The following is a 19,638-nucleotide window of genomic DNA, read 5'->3' as shown; positions in this document are numbered from 1 at the left end:
AAATTTTAACTTTCCCACCAATTATCTAACCACTGTCATTCTTAACAGGGGGCTATAAAGTAAGTAATTGCTCCCCTATCGCTTTTGCTAGCGCTTGATACTTATTTTTAACTGCCAGTTTTTTATTTATTTTTTGAATGTGAAAATTAATGGTTCTTTCACTTAACTCAAGCTGTTGGGCCATCTCTTTCACAGAATATTCTTTCGCAATAAGCAACAAACATTGAATTTCTCGCTGTGTTAGACGAAACATCTGATTGGCTGATACCTCTTCAAGAAGATGTGTCTGGATGTAGTGGTAATAATGATGCGCCGCCACGAAAAACTCATACTGCGCTTGAGCTTGTTGCAGATTACATTGTTCATTTTGCATCTGCACCAGTAATAAAACAGCAAAATTATTATGTGGACCATGAATTGGTATAGATAGGCCCGATTCAGCTCCAAAGGCAATCGAATCTAACCGCATTTTTCGTTCTAACTCAGAGGAGGCCTGAGCAAGTTGTTGTTCTAAACTCCAATAAATAGGTAAATGGTTGTTATAAACAAAGCTTAAGGTGCTATCGATGTCGTTATACTGCTCTTCAAGATAATGTTTATGCCAGACTTTAAAATTGACAGAAGACATATCGTATTTTAATTTATTGGCTGAATTGGGGTGATAAGCATAGTAGGTAAAAGAAAAGGTATTAATCCCTTTATTAGCTAAATAACGGCCTAAAGCCTCATCACATTCAGTAATGGTATTCGCTCGCACCAATTGATTTTCCAATTGCATTAGCAAATCATCCATGCTGATTCATCCGCCAGCAAGTCATCACGACAAGAAGAATATTGGCTAGAAAGATATAAAAGAAAAACCAGCTATAGCCCAGTGCCTGTTCCAATAGTCCACTGACCGCACCAAAAAAAACATAACTCAATGCCATGGCGGCTGTGCAAATTGTATACATTGACATGGGGTAAATCCCTTTATTCGCAGTAGCTAAGAGATATCCCATATAACAACCATTCACTAAACCAAAGATTAGTTGATTAACCAGAATGGCTGCATAGATAAAATAAATATTGTGCTCATCGAAGGAGAGAAAAAAGAATAATAAATGCCCCATCAGTAAAAGGATTGTCGTATTTTTTAGGCAATCTGCCAACGTATAACGGCTAATTAGAAGGCCAGAAATAAAAACACCACTCATTAAAGCAAGGGAGCCCCCAATACCATAAATGGTTGCAAATTGAGATAAAGAAAGAGCCATTCCCTGTTTATCAAGTAAAAATAACGGAATAATTTTTTGCATTTGAGCATCAGAAAAATTATATAAGAATAAGAACCCTAATGCGGGATAGAATTCACGCTTACCAAGCAAGCTCTTACAAATAGTTAGATAACTACTTTGAGGCGTCTGGTGCTTGTAGTCCGTTTTTTCTGGTATTTTTACCCAATGATAGAGAGCAAATAGTAAGACAATTAGGCAGAGACTAGAAAAAAAGAGACTCCAGACATTAACCTTATACGCGATAGCCAGTCGACCAGCTAAAACCAATAATCCTCCTTTTATAAACAGACGCCCGAACTGATAAAAAACAGTACGCAATGGCACGTATTTTTTTTGCTGATGTCCATCCAAATTAAGCAAATAAAGGCCATCCGCCACAATATCGTGCAGTGCTGCAAAAAAAGCTAACCCAATAAAAAGTAGCGTGCTAATCACTATAAAATGAGTTTCATTACTAATTGCCAAGAGCAGGAATACAAAAGCTATCAATAATTGATTGAAGATCGTTAATTTTTTCTTACTTGCTTTTTGTTCCAAAAAAGGCGCCAATACTGGCTTAATAGCCCAGGGTAAGATTAATAGACTACTGATTAATGCTGCGTGGAAATTATCCATCCCCTGTTGTTGATAAACGAGTATGGCAATCACAGTCACTACAAAATAGGGGATACTCTGTAAAAAGTATAAACTTGCTACCCATTGATACGCTTTTTCCGGGTGTACAGACACGTCCAACTCACAGATGGCTACAAAAAACCAAATTGTACATCATATGAGCAAAATTAGAAATATTAATGCTTTTTTTAATTCATCTGATAAGTGATATAGTGATAGCCATCTTAAATTTCCATTCAAGTATCATCGGCTCCCCTATTACAAAGCTGGTAAACTATTTATAAAGTTGGTATTGACTAAAATACCAACAATTTGCTCGCTGGTCTTAAATTTTAATTCTTAATAACGAGGCACTATGAACTGGATAAAATTAGGTTTTTCTATCTTATTAGTTGGTGGATTCATTGCCAGTCCCGCCTGCCTTGCTACCACGTCCTCAGCTACAGCAGTCTTTGTAACGCGCATTGACCAAGACGACCTGAAGAGATGGCAAAAGAAATGGGGAAGCCCAGAGGATTTTACTGTTCTCTTTTATACTCTGGTATTAGCAAATGAAATTCTTGACCAAAAAGACGATTACCAACTTAAAATTGCCAACATTTTTTTTACAGTCGATCTATACAAGGGCTATGAAAATGCCTATCAAATCAATAAAGAACTGCAAGATAGAACAAAGGAAATTGGCTGTCTTGATTTTCGCGTTTTAGCAGGCGGCAATGATACTGTTAACGGTTTTCAGGTAAAACAGGCCTGGACTCAAGGAAAATACACCGTTGTGCCTGTAAATGGTGGGATAAAAGCATTAGTTCTACTTAAAACCAATGCAGGCTGGCGAGTAGATGATCTTGTATATACCTGGGAAAAAGCGAGAGGCCCTGTAAGAAAAATAAAGAGCAGCTTACGCTCTCAATTGATTTACTGTAATAAACAATCTATTTCTTCTCAGAATAAAAACTAGCTGGATTGAGCTGAAAGACCAGGCAATTAACCTGCTTGGTCAAACACCTCCGCAAGCTTAGCCAATACGGCATCCACTTTAACCAATTTCATTGTGTCTTCACCATGAGCATGAGTACCCCATACATTAGTTTCCGGAGTTTTTTTCAAAATAGTAGTCACTGCTTCAGGATAACAATCAACTGCCAAGTGCCTATAGGTATAAGGCCCAGATACCGAGGAAGAAGTAACAGCGTGTAAAGCAACTACAGGCGTACCAACTGCCGCAGCCATATGAGAAGGTCCCGTGTCAGGACACAACAATGCTTGCGCTTGGCTGATTACCGCAAGCAATTGCTTAGGTTTTGTTTTACCCACTAAATCAATGCAGGGAACTTCCTTGATGATTGCATCGGCCAGCTCTCTATCATACTCACCCGGCCCCCCCGTTAGAACCACTTGCACTCGCCAACGTTTTATCGCTTCTTTGATCACGTCAATATAGCGTTCAACCAGCCAACTTCGCTCTGGTTTACTGGCAGCAGGGTTAACTAATAAAATAGGTCGTTGAGTCGGCAAATGAGCGCGTGCCCATTCATAGTCGGCCTCACCGATTGGGAGATCCCAACGCAAGCCGCTTTGCTCCAATCCAAGCACCTCAGCAAATTTTAGAAATCCGTCTAAAGTATGATCATGCCCAGGCTTGATGGTTTCACTAATAAACCATCCATGTCCATCTTTAGCACGTAGTTTGTCATAGCCGATTTTTCGCGTTGCCCGAATTAGTGGGTATAGTAGATTTGCTCGGAAACTTGCCTGAGCAGCTAATAAAACATCGAACTTTCTACCCGCCAACGTCTTCTTAAAACGCCAATAATCAGCCAGATTATTGGGTTTATTGATAACAATAAACTCAACCCCATCCATCCCTTCCACCAAATCATAAGCGGGGCGCGAAATAACCCAGGTCAGCGCGGCATCAGGCAATTTTGCTTTTAAAAGACGTATCAACGGAACAAGCATCAAAACATCGCCTAATGCAGATAAGCGTACAATGCAAATCGATTTAATCATTTTTTAATACAAAGCGTGAGCCACAATAAGGACAAACCTCGGTACCTGTTTTTTCAATCGGCAAATACACTTTCGGATGGGCATTCCATAATGCCATTTCATCCGTTGGGCAACTCAATGGTAAATCTTGTCGATGTACAACATAATTTTTTTTAGCGCACGCAAGTTGTTCTTTTGCAGACATCGTTTTCTCCCCCTACAAAACTCAATCATTTTGTGCCCTATTATCCAATATTTCATTAATGATCGCTATGATTTCACTAACAGTTGATGGATTTTCACAAGCAAAAAAAGTTGCTTCTTGCCAATGACGTAACCAAGTTAACTGTCTTTTAGCAAGCTGGCGTGTTGCTACAACCCCCTTATGACGCAGTGCTTCGAAATCATAATCACCTGCCAGATAATCAAATACCTGGCGATAACCCACACTGCGCATTGCGGGACAAGACGGCGACAATTGCCATTTTTGAAGCAATTGTTCTACTTCATTCACAAAACCTTGTTCAAGCATCTGCTCAAAACGTAAGGCTATTCTTTTATGTAACCAGGCTCTATCTTCAGGAAACAAAATCAGGTTCAGAAATCGATAGGCTAATGCCTCTTTCTGTTCAGACCAAAACGATGATAAAGGTTTTCCGCTTATCTGATAAACCTCCAAGGCACGTTGAATACGCTGGGTATCATTGGGATGAATTCTTGCTGCCGATAAAGGATCAATTTGCATCAATTGCTGATGCAAGTATGCCCAGCCATACTCTTCTGCCTGCTGTAATAGTGAAGCACGAATCGTTTCATCCGCCTGAGGTAAAGTCGATAAGCCCTGCTGTAAGGCGTTAAAATACATCATCGTCCCCCCCACGAGTAAAGGGATCTTGCCCCGCGTAAAAATCGCTCTGCACAGAGTAAACACATCGGTACAAAACTGAGCGGCAGAATAACTTTCTGGCGGATCAATGATATCAATTAAATGGTGTGGTACCTGTAATAATTCTTCCTGGGTGGGTTTGGCAGTACCAATGTTCATTTCCCTGTAGACCATTGCGGAATCAACACTGATAATTTCAAAAGGAAAATGCTTTATTAATTCACTGGCTAACGCTGTTTTTCCAGAGGCTGTTGGCCCCATTAAGCAAAAAAGAATTTCAGGCATTTAACAAACTCTCACACAGTGTAGTCGATAACTGTCTGCACCAAACAGGCAACTCTTTTGCATTATACAAAGTTTGCAGATAGACGCATAAAATCTCTGTTTCCTCTGGTAAGGCTTGGTACACATTAAACAATTGACATAAACTCAATAACTCAATCAATTGCTGATTTGTAGGCGAACTTAACTTAAAAACGAGTGCAAGAAAACGCTTAATATCAAGATGGGGCACAGCCATTGGCAAAGAGCGAACCAACATCGCATTTTCACCAGCTAAACCCAATTCTACTCCTACTTGATTCAATGATTGGCGATAATGATTCATCCTATCCGGGCTAAATTCCTTAATAGGGTAACTAATAGGCACCAACAGTGGGCGGCTGGCTAAGGGCAATGATTCCTGCGCCAATATTGATAGTAACCAATGGCGTTGCAATTTCTCGATATCGACTAAATAGGGCTGTTCTTGTATAAAAACTAATGCATAAGCAGTATTTAAAGTGATCCAGTGGCTTGTCACTGCAGCACTTTGTTCAATTTTCTTAATCGAAAGGGGTAAGGATAGATAGTTTTCGTGAATTTGCTGCCCCGTTGTGATTTCTTTCACCGATGATTGCTGGTAACCACAGGATGTTCCTGGTACTGCCAAAGCCTGCTGAATTTGAGAGGTGATAAAATCGTGTACCAGCCGTGGTTGCTGAAAACGCACCTCATGCTTAGTAGGATGAACATTAACATCTACCTCTGCTGGATTTAATGTCAGGTACAACAAACAAGCTGGATATCGACCAGGATACAGTAAACTTTCATAGGCTCGTTTAACCGCATGATTTAACAATTTATCTTTAACCATGCGAGCATTCACATAGACCCATTGTTTATCGCTCTGACTACTCTGATACGCAGCGTTGCTAACCCAACCATGTAAACGCATTCCAGCGTGCTCTACATCAAGATATATCGCTTGCTCAATAAAGGTTTTTCCTAATAATTTCCGTATACGTTGCAATCTAGTTTGGGCACAATGTGCCGCTGGTAAATTTAATCGTTGTTTTCCATTATGGGTTAGGTTAAGTGCTATTGCAGGCGCACTCAAAGCGAACCGCTTAACCACTGCCTCTATTGCCTGAAATTCACTTTGCTCGGTTTTTAAAAATTTTTTTCTGACGGGTGCATTAAAAAAAATATCGCGTACATCAACAGTAGTTCCCTGATTACGGGCACAGGGTGTCATATGAATCGCCCGACCATCACTGCTAAGCATCATGCCGTGTTCCTGGCTCACAGGCCTGGAACTGATAGTGAAACGCGAGATGGATGCGATACTCGCCAGGGCTTCACCGCGAAATCCCATACTGGCAATAGAGTATAAATCACTAAGCTGTTTAATTTTACTTGTTGCGTGGGCAGCAATTGCCAAGGGTAGATCCTCAGCAACAATACCAATCCCATTATCAGTGATTTTAATTTGATTCAGGCCACCATAACCAATATCAATACTGATCATATCAGCCTGGGCATCCAATGAATTCTCTAATAACTCTTTAACCACAGAAGCAGGGCGTTCAATCACTTCCCCTGCGGCAATTTGATTGGCTACGGTTACTGGTAATTGCTCAATTCTCATTATGTCAACGCAGGTATAACAAGTTTTTGCCCTATTTTTAGCTGCGAACTTGATAAATGATTTACCGCTTGTAACACCGCGACTGACATATGATATTGCGCAGCAATTCTAGGCAACGACTCACCACTACGCACTATATGGATTTTACTATTGCCAGCCAAAGCTTCTATACGTGTACCGTGCGGAGGATAATCCCAAAAATAACGTTTCAAACCTTGGAAAATCGCCTCCGTTAAATGAGTCTGGTAGGCAGGATTTGTTAGGTTACTTTCTTCGCGAGGATTAGAGATAAAACCTGTTTCAATCAAAATGGAAGGAATATCCGGTGATTTTAATACCATAAAACGAGCTTGCTCAACTTTATGATTATGTAAATTGGTTATCCTATCGAGATCCCGTAATACTCTTTCTCCCATATGTAAACTGGCACCAATGGTCGCTGTTTGCGACAAATCAATTAATACCGTACGTACTAATCCACTTTGATCATCTAGTTCTGATAAATTGACACCGCCCAACTCGGAATAGTTTTCCTTCTCAGCTAACCATCGAGCTGCTTCACTGGTTGCCCCCGATTGTGATAAAGCAAAAACAGAAGCGCCATTAGATTGCTGATTGATGAAAGCATCTGCATGGATCGAGACGAAGACATCGGCATTATATTTCCGGGCAATGGTTAAACGCTCACGTAAGCCAATATAATAATCGCCGTTTCGCGTTAATACCGCCCGCATACCAGGTTGCCTATCGATAATTTGTTTCAACTTTTGCGCGATTCTAAGAGTAACCTCTTTTTCCATCGTGCGTCTTGGTCCACTAGCACCAGGATCTTTCCCGCCGTGCCCAGGATCGAGTACGACAACAACATCACGCAGCGTTTTCCCGGGTTCATGGCGAGCCGATACCGGTACTTTCGCTGTATTTGTTGCCCTACTTCTGTTGACAGGCACAGTGGATGACGTTGAGGGGCCCTGCAAATTACCATTTGCAGAAAGATCTAATGAAAAGCCGTGTTTTGACGATGCTGAACGATGCATAGGATTCGTCCTGGTCATGACAGCCTGACTGACCTCAAAAACCAGACGCAGGGTTTGTGGGTTTGGGCGGCCACTACGAATATATTTGATTAACTGCCTACCCAAATTAACTCGATTCAGGTTTACCGACAAATCAGTGCCCTCAAAATCAATCACCACACGATTGGGATTTGTGAGCGTGAATACTCTGTGCGTAACCGCTTCATCCAGAGTAAACAGTACAGAAGGATTCCCTGACTGTTGCTTAATCTCAATAGATAACAATTTTGCTGCCATCAAAGTCGAACACCAGACTATCAATAAGCAAATACTAGTTATGCGTATCTTCATTGTTTACCTGCAAGGCAAGACAAAATTAATTCTCCAGCGGCAGTTGTTGCGGTTAAAGTCAACGAACGGCCACTCCCCTCAATAGTAAAGGCAAAATTAATATCAACATGTCCCAAACTTTGACCGGCTCGTTCAGGCCATTCAATACAACAGATTGCATCAGTCAAAAAATAATCTCTAAAACCAATATACTCCAGCTCTGTTTCATCGTGAATACGGTAGAGATCAAAATGATGTACTTGTAAATACTGGCATTGGTAGCTTTCAAGCAATGAAAAAGTCGGACTTTTAATAGCTGATTTAACGCCTAGAGCTCGCAGCATAGCGCGGATAAACGTCGTTTTCCCTGCGCCTATCTCACCACTAAAGGTCAACACTAAGGGAGCAGTTAAGCAAGCTGCCAAGCGTACTGCAAGCGCTTCGGAATATTGCACATCAGGCAAAGCAATGCAATCAACTTTGACCATAAAAACTCATTTTATTCTTGATAAATAATTAACCTGACGACGTAGATAAGGCATTAAATCACTAGCCAACAATCCACGCTCACCCATTACAGCGGCTGCGGCATCTGCAGCACTGGCATGTATCCATACACCCAATTTGACAGCCTCAGCAAGTGCCAGGCCTTGGGCAATTAAGCCTGCAATGACACCACTAAGGGCGTCACCCATTCCTGCGCTCGCCATACCGGGATTACCATCAGCACAAAGATACACACCAGGCTCATCCGTGCACACCATTGAACCTACGCCTTTCAGGACAACATTTCCCCCATATTGCTGTTGTAGCGTCAATATTGTTTGATACCTATCTTTTTGAATCTCTGCAGTAGAACATTGGAGCAAACTGGCTGCTTCTCCTGGATGAGGCGTCAAGATCCAATTATCATCATGTTGAGGATTCTGAGCGAGTAGCCGCAAGGCTGAAGCATCAATAACCATTGGTAATTGAGAAGCAATTGCCTGGTTAAATAAAACCTTTGCCCACTCATCCTCACCAAGACCAGGACCAATAATACAGACAGTTGCCCTGGCAATAAGCGGCAAAAGCTCAACAGCTTCTTCAATGCCATAAATCATTGCTTCTGGTAATAAAGGTAAAACTTGCCCTGCATATTCCGGTCTGGTAGCAATAGTTACCAAACCAGCACCCACCCGCAAAGCAGCATTTGCCGCCAAATAAACTGAACCGGGCATACCATGCCCACCACCAATAACCAAGACATGGCCAAAATGGCCTTTATGAGAATTTTTTAAACGTCGTGGAAGTAAAGCATGGCCTAAATTTTCATCCAAGAGATAGGCAGCAGGTTTAATCTTTACTAAACAAGATTCAAGTTGCAGACTATGACAAACTAATTCACCACAATGATCAGGTCCATCCAGGGTCATTAATCCAAGCTTGTAAGCGATGAATGTCACTGTAGCATTCGCTTTGACAGCTACCCCCTTCACAGAACCTGTATCGGCATTTAGACCTGAAGGGACATCAAGGGCCAATACTGGCAAACCACTGTCATTGATCTGAGTAATCGCTGTCGCTATTGGACCATGCACATCGCCTTGCAAACCAATTCCTAGTAAGGCATCAACAATTAACTCCGCCTCAGGGTCTATAGCATCATCAAGGCACTGACAGGAAACACCAGCAGCAATTGCAGCTGCAGCTGCTCTGGCTGCAGGCGGTGGCAAATCCTCTATGGTTTTGTGTTGATTGACAACAACGGAATACCCTTTTTTGTGCGCAAGGCGGGCGAGAACATAACCATCACCAGCGTTATTACCACTGCCACAGAAAATGGCTAAAGTACGTACTGTGGGGTATAACATGGACAAGGTAGAAAAGGCGCTGGTTCCCGCGCGAACCATTAACTCATCTTCAGACAATCCTAAATCATTCGTAGCCATCTCTTCACATAAACGAATGTGTTTGGCCTGATAAAGAGCAACCTTTGATGTAGTCATGGCCTTGTTATGCTCCGTTAGCTAGCAGGAATTCACTTGTCAATTCTTCGGGACTTACGAACAACAGCCAATCTCTTCGCTAAAATTTAATGTTAATTCGGTCATTTAGTACGGCTAAACGCCCTCATTAACATTTAAATTTTGCCTCGACCCCGATGTGTTTCGTAAGTCCTGTTTTTATCGTTGAGGCGAGTGATTTGCTAAAACGCTCACAAATCACCTGCCTTAGGAATTGACAGCTTAAGCGTCTAATCTTTTTTTACAAGGGTTAACGAAGGTTTACTACGCCCTTTTATTTCAGCTTTTGCTGTCGGTGGTGGCGGGGGTTCACCGGTATCTTCACCAAACTCCATTCCCCTACCATTTTCTTTGGCATAGATGGCAAGTACTGCAGCTGGAACTATAAATATCTGCACACTATGACCAGAAAATCGCGCAGTAAATACTATTCTATCGTTTTCAAGATGCAAACCACGACATGCTTTGGGTGAAATATTTAATACTATTCGCCCACTATTAACATGCTCCTGTGGAACCTGTACCCCGGGATAGGCTGCGTTTACCAATATATACGGCGTCAGATCATTATCAACAATCCAATCATAAATGGCACGAATCAGATAAGGCTTATTAGAGGTCATATTCATCATTAGGCAGCCCTTAATTGCCTCTCAGCGTCTGTCAAGCTTGCCTGGAATGAATCGCGTTTAAATAAACGTTGCATATAAGCATGCAATCCCTTCATCTTGGCAGGTATTTCTATACCCAGCTGGGGTAGACGCCACAATAATGGTGCGAGAGCACAATCTAGTAAAGAAAATTCATCACTTAAAAAGTAAGGTTTATCAGCAAAGATCGGTTCCAAACTTACCAGGCTATCAAATAAATGTGTACGCGCTTCTTCTTGATCAACGCCCGCTTTAATGCGTTGCAGTAAATAGTACCAATCCTGCTCAATCCGATGCATCATCTTTCGTGTTTCTGCACGAGCAACCGGATATACAGGTAAAAGTGGTGGATGAGGAAAGCGCTCATCTAAATATTCCATAATAATACGGGCTTCATACAAAACCAATTCGCGATCGAGCAGGGTAGGAATCGTACCATAGGGGTTTACAGCAACTAATTCATTAGGAGCTTCCCCTTGTTTAGCGTGAAGGATCTCAACATTTACACCCTTTTCTGCCAATACAATACGAACTTGATGACTATAAATATCATCATTATCAGAATACAAAGACATAATCGTGCGCTTTGCAACAATAGCCATCAGCAACTCCTCATCAATCGTTAAACCATACTTTACAGCAGGTTAAAGAGCAGCATTTTACCACAATTTTACCTAGCGTGATGAACCTAGTATGACAATTTGTCATTTCGCTATAAATAAGTCAATTTTGTTTTGCAAATCAACCACGAAATCCCTGTTACGACCGATGACCAGAAACGTACTGTCGAATTGGTCATTAAGGGTCAATGGAGCTTTTTCCAATATGCTTTCTTGAGTTGATACGCTACGACTAAGAATATACTTAAAAAAATCAGCACAATTATTCCTAAATGATAACGTACTAATTTTACAGGTTCGCCGACATAGACAAGAAAAGTCACCAAATCTTGCAAAGCGCTATCGAACTGCTGCTGATTTATTTCTCCATTTTCTACAAGAACTAAATGAGAGATCGTCGACGTTTTAGGATCACCCTCCCTTACCGCAATCACTTTTCCGGCAAGTGGAGCTAAAACATTTGGCATTGCCACCTCTGGTACCAATAAATTATTAGCGCCAAAAGGTCTTGAGTCATCAGCATAAAAACTCTTCAGATAAGTATAAATCCACTCTGGACCACGTTCGCGTGCTGACAAAGACAAATCGGGTGGGGTAATGCCAAACCATTGCCGGGAATCAGCAGCCGGCATACTAATATGAATCGGATCATGGACTGTAGCACTGGTAAAAATGAGATTATTAACTAACAAATCTTTATCCAGTTCACCATCAAAGGTCGTTAACCCAAGATCTTTTGCCATACGGCTATAACGCATATACCGCAGCGAATGGCAGCCAGAACAATAATTCATAAATAATTTTGCGCCTCGCTGTATTTTAGCCTGATCATCGATGTCTATATCAATTGACGACATCTCAATCTTGCTAACAGTTGCCGCCTGTAGCAAAGAACTCATTAACAAACTGAGTAAGTAAGTAACTATCCGACCCTTGCTCATCCATCTATCCTCTCAGGTACTGTTTTATGCTGCTCATAACGACTGTAAAAAGGCATCAATAGAAAATAAGCAAAATAAACAACTGTGCAAATTCTAGCCAAATACTGTTTCAGCGGGGTCACTTGTACCGTCCCCAAATAACCTAGAATGCAAAAACTAATTACAAAAGTAATAAAGGCATATTTCGAATAATTTCCCTTGTAACGCATGGCCCGGACAGGGCTTCTATCCAACCAGGGTATAAATAATAAAATTAATATTGCTGCTCCCATAGCAATCACACCTGTTAGCTTATGTGGGATAGCGCGCAAAATGGCATAAAAGGGTGTCATATACCATACAGGAGCAATATGTTCCGGCGTTACCATTGGATTTGCCGGAGCAAAATTAGCATACTCTAGAAAATACCCGCCCATTTCAGGGATAAAAAATACTACCGCAAAAAAACCAATCAAAAAGACAATGACACCGACTAAATCCTTCACGGTAAAATAAGGATGAAAAGGAATGCCATCAAGTGGCTTACCTTCTTCATTCAGATGCTTCTTGATTTCGATTCCTTGTGGATTATTAGACCCAACTTTGTGGAGAGCAATAATATGCAAGAAAACCAGTACGAGCAGTAAAATAGGAATACCAACAACATGTAAAGCAAAAAAACGCTGTAAGGTCGCATTAGCAACATTGAAATCACCCCGTAACCAAGTTGCCAAACCATCACCTATATATGGAATTGCCCCAAACAGGGAAGTAATGACTTGTGCCCCCCAATAAGACATCTGTCCCCAGGGAAGTAGATAACCAAAAAAAGCCTCCGCCATGAGTAAAATAAAGAGGGCCATACCCAAAAGCCAGATCAGTTCTCTTGGCTTTTGGTAGGAGCCATACAATAATCCCCTAAACATGTGTAAATAAACAACTATAAAAAATGCGGAAGCACCCGTTGAGTGCATATAACGCAGTAACCAACCATAATTGACATCACGCATGATGTACTCAACAGAAGAAAAAGCTTGTTCAGAGGTTGGTGTATAGAACATCGTCAGCCATAAGCCAGTGACTAATTGATTGACTAATACCACCATAGCCAGGGAACCAAAATAATAGAAGAAATTCAGATTTTTGGGAGCATAGTATTCACTGACATGGCTTTTCCATGTATTAAGCAGTGGAAAACGGGCATCCACCCAATTGATCAAAGCCTTCATGGTATTATCCTTCTTCTTTGTCCTGCCCAATTACAATGACATGCTCGCTGATAAACTGGTATGGAGGAACCTCCAGATTAATGGGTGCTGGAACCCCTTTAAATACTCTGCCAGCCAGATCAAACGTTGAACCATGACAAGGACAATAAAAACCACCTGGCCAATTAGGACCAAGTTCATTGTCGACAGGAGTATATTTTGGCGAGCAACCTAGATGCGTACACACCCCTACCAGTATTAAATATTCCGGTTTTATCGAACGATATTGATTTTTTGCATAAGTTGGTTGCTGATCAACCAATGAATCCGGATCCCGTAATTGCTCATCATGACCGCTAAGCTGCTGTAACATTTCCTTGGTACGTCGAATAATCCAGACGGGTCTTCCCCGCCATTCAACCGTCACTTGTTGCCCCGGCTCTATCTTGGAAAGATCAACCTGCACAGGCGCACCAGCCGCTTGTGCTTTTGCACTAGGGAACCATGAAGCAACAAAAGGGGTTAATGCACAGGCAACACCGACGCCTCCTAATAGGCTGGTCGTCGTCACTAAAAAATGACGCCGTTGTTCATCAATTTCTTCCTCACTGGGAATATCATCACTACTAGGGTTGGGATCAACATTATCAATCACGGTCATTTCGTCCTGGTTTCTGTCCCTGAGTCCGTCCTCCTGGCAGACACACTCTTCCGACAGGAAAAAATATAAATCCAGTTATAACAAAGAATTAAGTATTTGGAAACGCCCTTGTAAATTACCTGAGCAATCGTCCTGGTATTTTTACCTAAAGTTACACCGGGTATTAAAACAGGAGATAGTAGACTTTCTTTGGAAACTCGCCACAGCGAGAGATGCGAGGAGACACGGGGCGCAGAATCGGGGTTTACACATGAAATACATCAGGATTCGAGCCACGCAGGGACGAAACAATTCTCTTCTATTGTAGAGTTTCCGAATAAGCTATATGAGAATACGACCACAGTAGGAGCAAGCCTGAGTAAAAAAACAGATAGGATACCATAAACGGTACAAGGGTTAGTGTAATTCCAGGAAAGAATCAGAAGATAAAAAAACCCTGCTTCTGCAGGGTTTTTTTAGAACAATTAACGCTTGGAGTACTGTGTTGCACGACGTGCTTTGTGCAAACCAACTTTCTTTCTTTCCACGCGTCGCGAATCTGTTGTCATCAAGCCACGAGCACGCAGTTTTCGACGGTAAGAGTTAGGATTGGGTTCCGCACCCTCAACCAGATCAGACTCGTCATAGGCCACTAGCGCACGCGCGATACCCAAACGAACAGCGCCTGCCTGACCAGAGATACCACCGCCAGCGACTGTTGCATAAACGTCGAATTTGCCCATAACTTCCACTGTTTCCAGTGGTTGGCATACAACCATGCAAGAAGTCTCGCGACCGAAATAATCTTCTAAAGCACGATTATTGATCACGATTTGACCTTTACCAGGGCGTAAAAACACTCTGGCCGTTGAGCTTTTTCTACGGCCGGTACCGTAATATTGCTGTCTTTCAGCCATAATACTTATTCCTCAATCTCAAGTTGCTTGGGTTGCTGTGCTGTATGCGGATGCTCATTACCGGCATACACTTTCAGTTTACGGTACATTTCTCTACCTAAAGGATTCTTTGGAAGCATCCCCTTCACTGCCAGCTCGATAATACGCACAGGGTTCTTTGCCTGTAATTTATCGAAAGAAATTGATTTGATACCACCAGGAAATTCTGAGTGATGGTAATAAATCTTTTCTTTGAATTTGCGACCAGTAACAGTCACTTTCTCCGCATTGGTTACAACGATATAGTCCCCTGTATCAACATGAGGGGTATACTCAGCCTTGTGCTTGCCTCTTAAACGACGAGCAATCTCAGTAGCAAGACGACCTAAAACTTTGTCGCTAGCATCGACTACATACCAGTCACGTTTGACTTCGTGTGTCTTGGCGCTAAATGTCTTCATTAAATAACTCCGTACCGCCTTATTGGTAATCTTTCAATCTTGGACGGGCGATTTTAACCAAAACCGTGCTAACCTACAAGTAAAATGAAATAAATTCTTGCAAGGTTTTACAATTTGGCTGAAAGATATACGTTTAATTGGGGATTAGCAAACGTTCAACTGAATGACCAGCAACCAAATGGTTGTCTATAATTTCATCAATATCCGCCGTTGTTGCATAGTTATACCAAACCCCTTCTGGATAAATCACGATACAGGGTCCGGCACTACACCGACCAAGACACGCAGATTTACTTACTCTTATTTTACCAGGACCATGCAAGCCCAGCTCTAATAATTTTGTTTTCATGTAATCAAAAAACAACTCTCCGCCTGTGTTCGCGCAACATTGCTTACCAGCAGCTTTTTGATTAGTGCATAGAAAAACATGCTTTGTATAATGGGTCAAAAGACTACTTACCTCGTTCCTCAATTTTGGTTTTTAATTTGAGCCCAGGTTTAAAGGTAACAACACGTCGTGCTACTACCGGAATTTCTTCCCCTGTCTTAGGGTTCCTACCTGGTCTCTGTGGCTTATCACGTAAGGTAAAATTACCAAATCCTGATAATTTAACATGCTGGCCATTTTCAAGAGCATGCCTTAGTGTTTCATAAAACTCTTCAACCATTTCTTTTGCATCAGGTCTGGTCAATTTTAACTCATCACATAAAGTTTCTGCAATCACTGCCTTACTTAGTGCATTCACGATTAGTCCCTCAATATAATGGCAAATTTTTCTTCCAGCTTCTTGATTATAGCACTGATTATCTCATTGATCTCATTATCGACCATTGTTCGTTTATCATCCTGCAAAGTGAGTGCAATTGCCAGACTTTTTTTACCTTCTGGAATTGTCTCTCCAGTATACACATCAAAGACATCAAACGATTTTAGTAAAGCCTCATCAACTGTTTGCCGAACTAATTGCTCTATCTGTGCTGCACTCACTTCGTTATTAACCAGCAACGACAAGTCACGACGGATCTGGGGGAATTTTGAAATTTGCTGATAGCGTACTGCCTCTGTATTAATCAGTGCAGCCAATCGAAGCTCAAAAAGCACTACCTCATCCTGGCTATCCAGAGCATCTGCTATGCGTGGATGTAAAACACCACACCATCCCGCCTCCTGATTACCAACCATAATCCGGGCTGACTTGCCTGGGTGAAGTGCAGGATGTACACCAGCAATAAAATGGACCTCTGGTGATTGCAACGCAGCAAACAGTGCTTGCAAATCGCCTTTTGCATCATAAAAGTCAAACTTGGCGGTTTTTTCGCTCCAATTCATTGCTCCTTGCTCGCCAGTCAGTAATCCTGCTATGCAGGCATGTTCCTGCAAAGAACCTTGCTGTAAATCAAAAATTACTCCATTCTCAAATAACTTAAGTGCTGTTTGCTGGCGATGGGTATTATAGACCATCGCAGCAATCAATCCTGGCCACATGCCTACCCGCATTTGCGATAATTCAGAAGAAATAGGATTTAATAATTGCATGGTCAGGTTTTGGGGATACAATTCTTGTTGCAACGCGGGATCAACAAAGCTGTAGCTAATTGTTTCATTGTAGCCACGCGCAATAAAAAACTGGCCGCAACGTGCAGCTAGCGATTCTAAAGGATTGATATTTCCAGCCTGAATCGTGGTATTCATCTTAGCGCCAGGTAATTTGTCATAACCATGTAGACGAATTATTTCTTCAATCAAATCAACATCTAAACTAATATCAAAACGATGAGAGGGGATTTTAATCTGCCATGCTTCAGCTGTTTTTCTATCAACATCCATGCCCAAGCCTTGTAGCATTCTAACCATTTCATCTTCATCAACGGCTAAACCGGTTAGTTGCTGCACTTTAGCTGGATTGAACAGTATCTTATTTTTTAAGGGTAAGGCGGCTAACTCAGAGGCAGACGATACAGGGCCAGCATGTCCACCAACAATATCCAGCAATAGATCCGTAGCACGCTCAAGAGCCAACAACTGCAATGCTGGATCAACTCCACGTTCAAAGCGTTGAGATGAATCCGTACACAACCCATAACTACGTGCTATACCAGCAATTATTATCGGACTGAAAAAGGCACTTTCAAGAAAAATATCCGTAGTATGCTCCTGTACTGCACTATCCTCTCCCCCCATAATTCCAGCCATTGCCAAGGCTTTTTTATCGTCAGCAATCACCAATACCCTGTCATGCAAATTAATCTGCTGCCCATCCAGTAATTGCAATGTTTCGTTTGCGTTAGCAAAACGAACATTAATATTCCCATCAATGGATTGCAAATCAAAGGCATGCATAGGTTGACCGAGCTCTAGCATCACATAATTAGTAATATCGACGACTGGGTGGATAGGACGCAAACCTGCTCGACGCAAACGCTCTGCTATCCAAATAGGTGTATGTGCCTGAGGATTAATACCACGAATTACACGCCCGTAATATTGTGGGCAGGCATCCGGGTTTCGTAATTTAATCGCCAATTGCTCATCGGTAGTCGGTAAACGAGTCTTTTCGGGTAGCTGTTGGAGGGGTAATGAAGTTAAAACAGCCACCTCCCGTGCAACACCCAAAACGCTAAAACAATCGGCGCGATTAGGCGTTAAATCAATATCGAGTACTTGATCGTCTAGTGCAAGATAAGTACGTAAATCCGTCCCTAACGGAGCATCTTCATCCAACTCCATAATACCGTCAGAATTCTCGGCAAGCCCCAACTCCGAAACAGAACATAGCATACCCTGCGATAATTCTCCGCGGAGCATTGATTCTTTAATTACTAAGCCACCAGGTAAATTAGCCCCCATTTGGGCGAGTGCTACTTTCAAACCTTGGCGCACATTTGCCGCACCACAAACTACTTTTAACGGTTTTCCAGCACCCGTATTAATTTCGCACAAGGTCAGTTTATCTGCCTGGGGATGAGGAGTCGTATTTAAAACTTCTGCGACAATGACACCCGTAAAAGCACCCGCAACTGGAGTCACTGCATCAATCTCCAAACCTGCCATGGTCAGAAGAGACGCTAATTGCTGTCCATTCAAAGAAGGGTTTACCCATTCACGTAACCACAATTCACTCACTTTCATTGTAAATACCCGCCTAATATCCGGAGATTATCCAGTAGACCAACATTATTATATGTGGCTGCTAGAACTGTTTTAAAAAAGTTAAGTCATTTTCAAACATCATGCGTAAATCATCAATTCCAAAATACAGCATAGCCAATCTATCCATTCCCATACCAAAAGCCCAGCCTTGATATTCATCTGGAGAAATATTAACCGCGGTCAGCACATTAGGATGTACCATGCCGCAACCCAAAACCTCTAGCCAACCAGTGAACTTGCATGAACGGCAACCTTTACCAAAACATTGTGTACACTCTATATCCACCTCAGCAGAGGGCTCCGTGAAAGGAAAATAAGAGGGTCTAAAGCGTAAAGCCAACTCTCGTCCAAAGAAATCAGCAAAAAAATCCTGTAATAACCCTTTTAAGCCATTTAGCGTAGCCTGTTTATCAATAAGCAAGCCTTCTACCTGATGAAACATAGGTGTATGGGTGACATCTGAATCACAACGGTAAACTCGTCCTGGAGCGATCAACCGTAAAGGTGGTGTACGCTCTTCCATTGTCCGAATTTGTACTGGCGAAGTATGAGTGCGCAATAAATGCCCATCCCCAAAATAAAAGGTATCGTGCATGGCACGGGCCGGATGGTGTCCTGGAATATTAAGTGCTTCAAAATTATAAAATTCAGTTTCAATTTCCGGGCCAGTGACAATATCAAAGCCTAACCGACTAAAATAATCATTAATGCGTTGCTTTACCTGCGTTACTGGATGTAAAGAACCATGTTGATTGGTACGGCCTGGCAACGTTACATCAATTCGCTCAGCAGCCAATTTACTCTGTAATTGCGCTTCTTTTAAATGCAACATCTTTTCTTCAATGAGAAGACTTATCTCTCGTTTAGCCAAATTAACTAACTGGCCCACTTTGGGTTTTTCTTCTGCGGATAAATTAGCTAACCCTTTGAGGATTTCGGTGAGCTGTCCTTTTTTGCCCAAATAGTCGACACGAATCGATTCAAGGGCGGTAACGTCTTCTGCCTGAGCGATGGCATCAGCAGCCTGTTGCTGCAACGCAATGATATCTTGCATGATTAGAACC

General features: G+C 41.9%; 21 protein-coding genes. 1 reads left to right on the top strand and 20 read right to left on the bottom strand.

Annotation, left to right across the window (positions count from 1 at the left end; translation table 11 throughout):
• Positions 1-52: 52 nt before the first annotated feature.
• Both DYC89_RS03000 and DYC89_RS02995 read right to left on the bottom strand, forming a co-directional pair.
• Positions 53-793, bottom strand: coding sequence for a helix-turn-helix transcriptional regulator (locus tag DYC89_RS03000; RefSeq protein WP_115220433.1), 741 nt, complete (start codon positions 791-793; stop codon positions 53-55).
• Positions 786-2,006 (bottom strand): MFS transporter, encoded by a 1,221-nt coding sequence (locus tag DYC89_RS02995; protein WP_115220432.1) that lies wholly within the window; start codon positions 2,004-2,006, stop codon positions 786-788. Before DYC89_RS02995 ends, DYC89_RS03000 begins: the two co-directional genes overlap by 8 nt.
• A gap of 241 nt (positions 2,007-2,247) precedes the next feature.
• Between DYC89_RS02995 and DYC89_RS02990 the strand changes: the two genes are divergently transcribed.
• Positions 2,248-2,850 (top strand): hypothetical protein, encoded by a 603-nt coding sequence (locus tag DYC89_RS02990; RefSeq protein ID WP_115220431.1) that lies wholly within the window; start codon positions 2,248-2,250, stop codon positions 2,848-2,850.
• A 26-nt stretch (positions 2,851-2,876) separates the two neighbouring features.
• On the opposite strand, the gene DYC89_RS02985 is transcribed toward DYC89_RS02990, so the two are convergent.
• From DYC89_RS02985 to pheS, 18 genes are all read right to left on the bottom strand, one after another.
• On the bottom strand, positions 2,877-3,902 hold the full coding sequence (locus tag DYC89_RS02985; protein ID WP_115220430.1) for a glycosyltransferase family 9 protein: 1,026 nt from the start codon (positions 3,900-3,902) through the stop codon (positions 2,877-2,879).
• On the bottom strand, positions 3,895-4,086 hold the full coding sequence (locus tag DYC89_RS02980) for a zinc-finger domain-containing protein (protein WP_115220429.1): 192 nt from the start codon (positions 4,084-4,086) through the stop codon (positions 3,895-3,897). The genes DYC89_RS02985 and DYC89_RS02980 overlap by 8 nt, the downstream gene beginning before the upstream one ends.
• Before the next feature lie 21 nt (positions 4,087-4,107).
• Entirely contained in the window at positions 4,108-5,052 is a 945-nt protein-coding gene (gene miaA, locus DYC89_RS02975; RefSeq protein WP_115220428.1) for a tRNA (adenosine(37)-N6)-dimethylallyltransferase MiaA, read from the bottom strand.
• Positions 5,045-6,676, bottom strand: a complete 1,632-nt coding sequence (gene mutL / locus DYC89_RS02970; protein ID WP_115220427.1) for a DNA mismatch repair endonuclease MutL — start codon at positions 6,674-6,676, stop codon at positions 5,045-5,047. The genes miaA and mutL overlap by 8 nt, the downstream gene beginning before the upstream one ends.
• Positions 6,676-7,989, bottom strand: a complete 1,314-nt coding sequence (locus DYC89_RS02965; protein WP_115220426.1) for an N-acetylmuramoyl-L-alanine amidase — start codon at positions 7,987-7,989, stop codon at positions 6,676-6,678. The genes mutL and DYC89_RS02965 overlap by 1 nt, the downstream gene beginning before the upstream one ends.
• Positions 7,990-8,039: 50 nt before the next feature.
• Positions 8,040-8,510 carry a tRNA (adenosine(37)-N6)-threonylcarbamoyltransferase complex ATPase subunit type 1 TsaE gene (tsaE, locus tag DYC89_RS02960; RefSeq protein WP_115220425.1) on the bottom strand — a complete coding sequence of 157 codons (471 nt, stop codon included), beginning with the start codon at positions 8,508-8,510 and terminating at the stop codon, positions 8,040-8,042.
• Between the two features lie 6 nt (positions 8,511-8,516).
• Positions 8,517-10,010, bottom strand: coding sequence for an NAD(P)H-hydrate dehydratase (locus tag DYC89_RS02955; RefSeq protein ID WP_115220424.1), 1,494 nt, complete (start codon positions 10,008-10,010; stop codon positions 8,517-8,519).
• Between the two features lie 248 nt (positions 10,011-10,258).
• The gene (locus tag DYC89_RS02950; protein ID WP_115222636.1) at positions 10,259-10,657 is read right to left on the bottom strand and encodes a ClpXP protease specificity-enhancing factor; all 399 of its coding nucleotides are present in this window, start codon (positions 10,655-10,657) and stop codon (positions 10,259-10,261) included.
• 2 nt (positions 10,658-10,659) lie between these two features.
• A complete protein-coding gene (gene sspA, locus DYC89_RS02945; protein ID WP_115220423.1) occupies positions 10,660-11,280 on the bottom strand; it encodes a stringent starvation protein SspA in 621 nt (206 codons plus the stop codon).
• Positions 11,281-11,483: 203 nt separating this feature from the next.
• Positions 11,484-12,239 carry a cytochrome c1 gene (locus DYC89_RS02940; RefSeq protein ID WP_370634512.1) on the bottom strand — a complete coding sequence of 252 codons (756 nt, stop codon included), beginning with the start codon at positions 12,237-12,239 and terminating at the stop codon, positions 11,484-11,486.
• On the bottom strand, positions 12,236-13,447 hold the full coding sequence (locus DYC89_RS02935; RefSeq protein WP_115220422.1) for a cytochrome b: 1,212 nt from the start codon (positions 13,445-13,447) through the stop codon (positions 12,236-12,238). The genes DYC89_RS02940 and DYC89_RS02935 overlap by 4 nt, the downstream gene beginning before the upstream one ends.
• Before the next feature lie 4 nt (positions 13,448-13,451).
• Entirely contained in the window at positions 13,452-14,087 is a 636-nt protein-coding gene (petA, locus tag DYC89_RS02930) for a ubiquinol-cytochrome c reductase iron-sulfur subunit (RefSeq protein ID WP_115220421.1), read from the bottom strand.
• A gap of 464 nt (positions 14,088-14,551) precedes the next feature.
• Entirely contained in the window at positions 14,552-14,983 is a 432-nt protein-coding gene (rpsI, locus tag DYC89_RS02925; RefSeq protein WP_115220420.1) for a 30S ribosomal protein S9, read from the bottom strand.
• A gap of 5 nt (positions 14,984-14,988) precedes the next feature.
• Positions 14,989-15,423 carry a 50S ribosomal protein L13 gene (rplM, locus tag DYC89_RS02920; protein ID WP_115220419.1) on the bottom strand — a complete coding sequence of 145 codons (435 nt, stop codon included), beginning with the start codon at positions 15,421-15,423 and terminating at the stop codon, positions 14,989-14,991.
• 133 nt (positions 15,424-15,556) lie between these two features.
• On the bottom strand, positions 15,557-15,871 hold the full coding sequence (locus tag DYC89_RS02915) for a (2Fe-2S) ferredoxin domain-containing protein (protein WP_115220418.1): 315 nt from the start codon (positions 15,869-15,871) through the stop codon (positions 15,557-15,559).
• Between the two features lie 4 nt (positions 15,872-15,875).
• On the bottom strand, positions 15,876-16,169 hold the full coding sequence (locus tag DYC89_RS02910) for an integration host factor subunit alpha (protein ID WP_058447549.1): 294 nt from the start codon (positions 16,167-16,169) through the stop codon (positions 15,876-15,878).
• Positions 16,170-16,171: 2 nt separating this feature from the next.
• Positions 16,172-18,553 carry a phenylalanine--tRNA ligase subunit beta gene (gene pheT / locus DYC89_RS02905; protein WP_115220417.1) on the bottom strand — a complete coding sequence of 794 codons (2,382 nt, stop codon included), beginning with the start codon at positions 18,551-18,553 and terminating at the stop codon, positions 16,172-16,174.
• A gap of 61 nt (positions 18,554-18,614) precedes the next feature.
• Positions 18,615-19,628: a phenylalanine--tRNA ligase subunit alpha gene (gene pheS, locus DYC89_RS02900; RefSeq protein WP_115222634.1), complete on the bottom strand. Its 1,014-nt coding sequence runs from the start codon at positions 19,626-19,628 to the stop codon at positions 18,615-18,617.
• Between the last annotated feature and the right edge of the window lie 10 nt (positions 19,629-19,638).

This window comes from Legionella donaldsonii, assembly GCF_900452385.1.
Classification (GTDB): domain Bacteria; phylum Pseudomonadota; class Gammaproteobacteria; order Legionellales; family Legionellaceae; genus Tatlockia; species Tatlockia donaldsonii.
This window is presented reverse-complemented; position numbering and strand designations above follow the sequence as displayed.

Coding starts and splice junctions, on each gene's coding strand:
- DYC89_RS03000 (WP_115220433.1), bottom strand. CDS start 793: ATGGATGATTTGCTAATGCAATTGGAAAATCAATTGGTGCGAGCGAAT.
- DYC89_RS02990 (WP_115220431.1), top strand. CDS start 2,248: ATGAACTGGATAAAATTAGGTTTTTCTATCTTATTAGTTGGTGGATTC.
- DYC89_RS02985 (WP_115220430.1), bottom strand. CDS start 3,902: ATGATTAAATCGATTTGCATTGTACGCTTATCTGCATTAGGCGATGTT.
- DYC89_RS02980 (WP_115220429.1), bottom strand. CDS start 4,086: ATGTCTGCAAAAGAACAACTTGCGTGCGCTAAAAAAAATTATGTTGTA.
- miaA (WP_115220428.1), bottom strand. CDS start 5,052: ATGCCTGAAATTCTTTTTTGCTTAATGGGGCCAACAGCCTCTGGAAAA.
- mutL (WP_115220427.1), bottom strand. CDS start 6,676: ATGAGAATTGAGCAATTACCAGTAACCGTAGCCAATCAAATTGCCGCA.
- DYC89_RS02965 (WP_115220426.1), bottom strand. CDS start 7,989: ATGGCAGCAAAATTGTTATCTATTGAGATTAAGCAACAGTCAGGGAAT.
- tsaE (WP_115220425.1), bottom strand. CDS start 8,510: ATGGTCAAAGTTGATTGCATTGCTTTGCCTGATGTGCAATATTCCGAA.
- DYC89_RS02955 (WP_115220424.1), bottom strand. CDS start 10,010: ATGACTACATCAAAGGTTGCTCTTTATCAGGCCAAACACATTCGTTTA.
- DYC89_RS02950 (WP_115222636.1), bottom strand. CDS start 10,657: ATGAATATGACCTCTAATAAGCCTTATCTGATTCGTGCCATTTATGAT.
- sspA (WP_115220423.1), bottom strand. CDS start 11,280: ATGGCTATTGTTGCAAAGCGCACGATTATGTCTTTGTATTCTGATAAT.
- DYC89_RS02940 (WP_370634512.1), bottom strand. CDS start 12,239: ATGAGCAAGGGTCGGATAGTTACTTACTTACTCAGTTTGTTAATGAGT.
- DYC89_RS02935 (WP_115220422.1), bottom strand. CDS start 13,447: ATGAAGGCTTTGATCAATTGGGTGGATGCCCGTTTTCCACTGCTTAAT.
- petA (WP_115220421.1), bottom strand. CDS start 14,087: ATGACCGTGATTGATAATGTTGATCCCAACCCTAGTAGTGATGATATT.
- rpsI (WP_115220420.1), bottom strand. CDS start 14,983: ATGGCTGAAAGACAGCAATATTACGGTACCGGCCGTAGAAAAAGCTCA.
- rplM (WP_115220419.1), bottom strand. CDS start 15,423: ATGAAGACATTTAGCGCCAAGACACACGAAGTCAAACGTGACTGGTAT.
- pheT (WP_115220417.1), bottom strand. CDS start 18,553: ATGAAAGTGAGTGAATTGTGGTTACGTGAATGGGTAAACCCTTCTTTG.
- pheS (WP_115222634.1), bottom strand. CDS start 19,628: ATGCAAGATATCATTGCGTTGCAGCAACAGGCTGCTGATGCCATCGCT.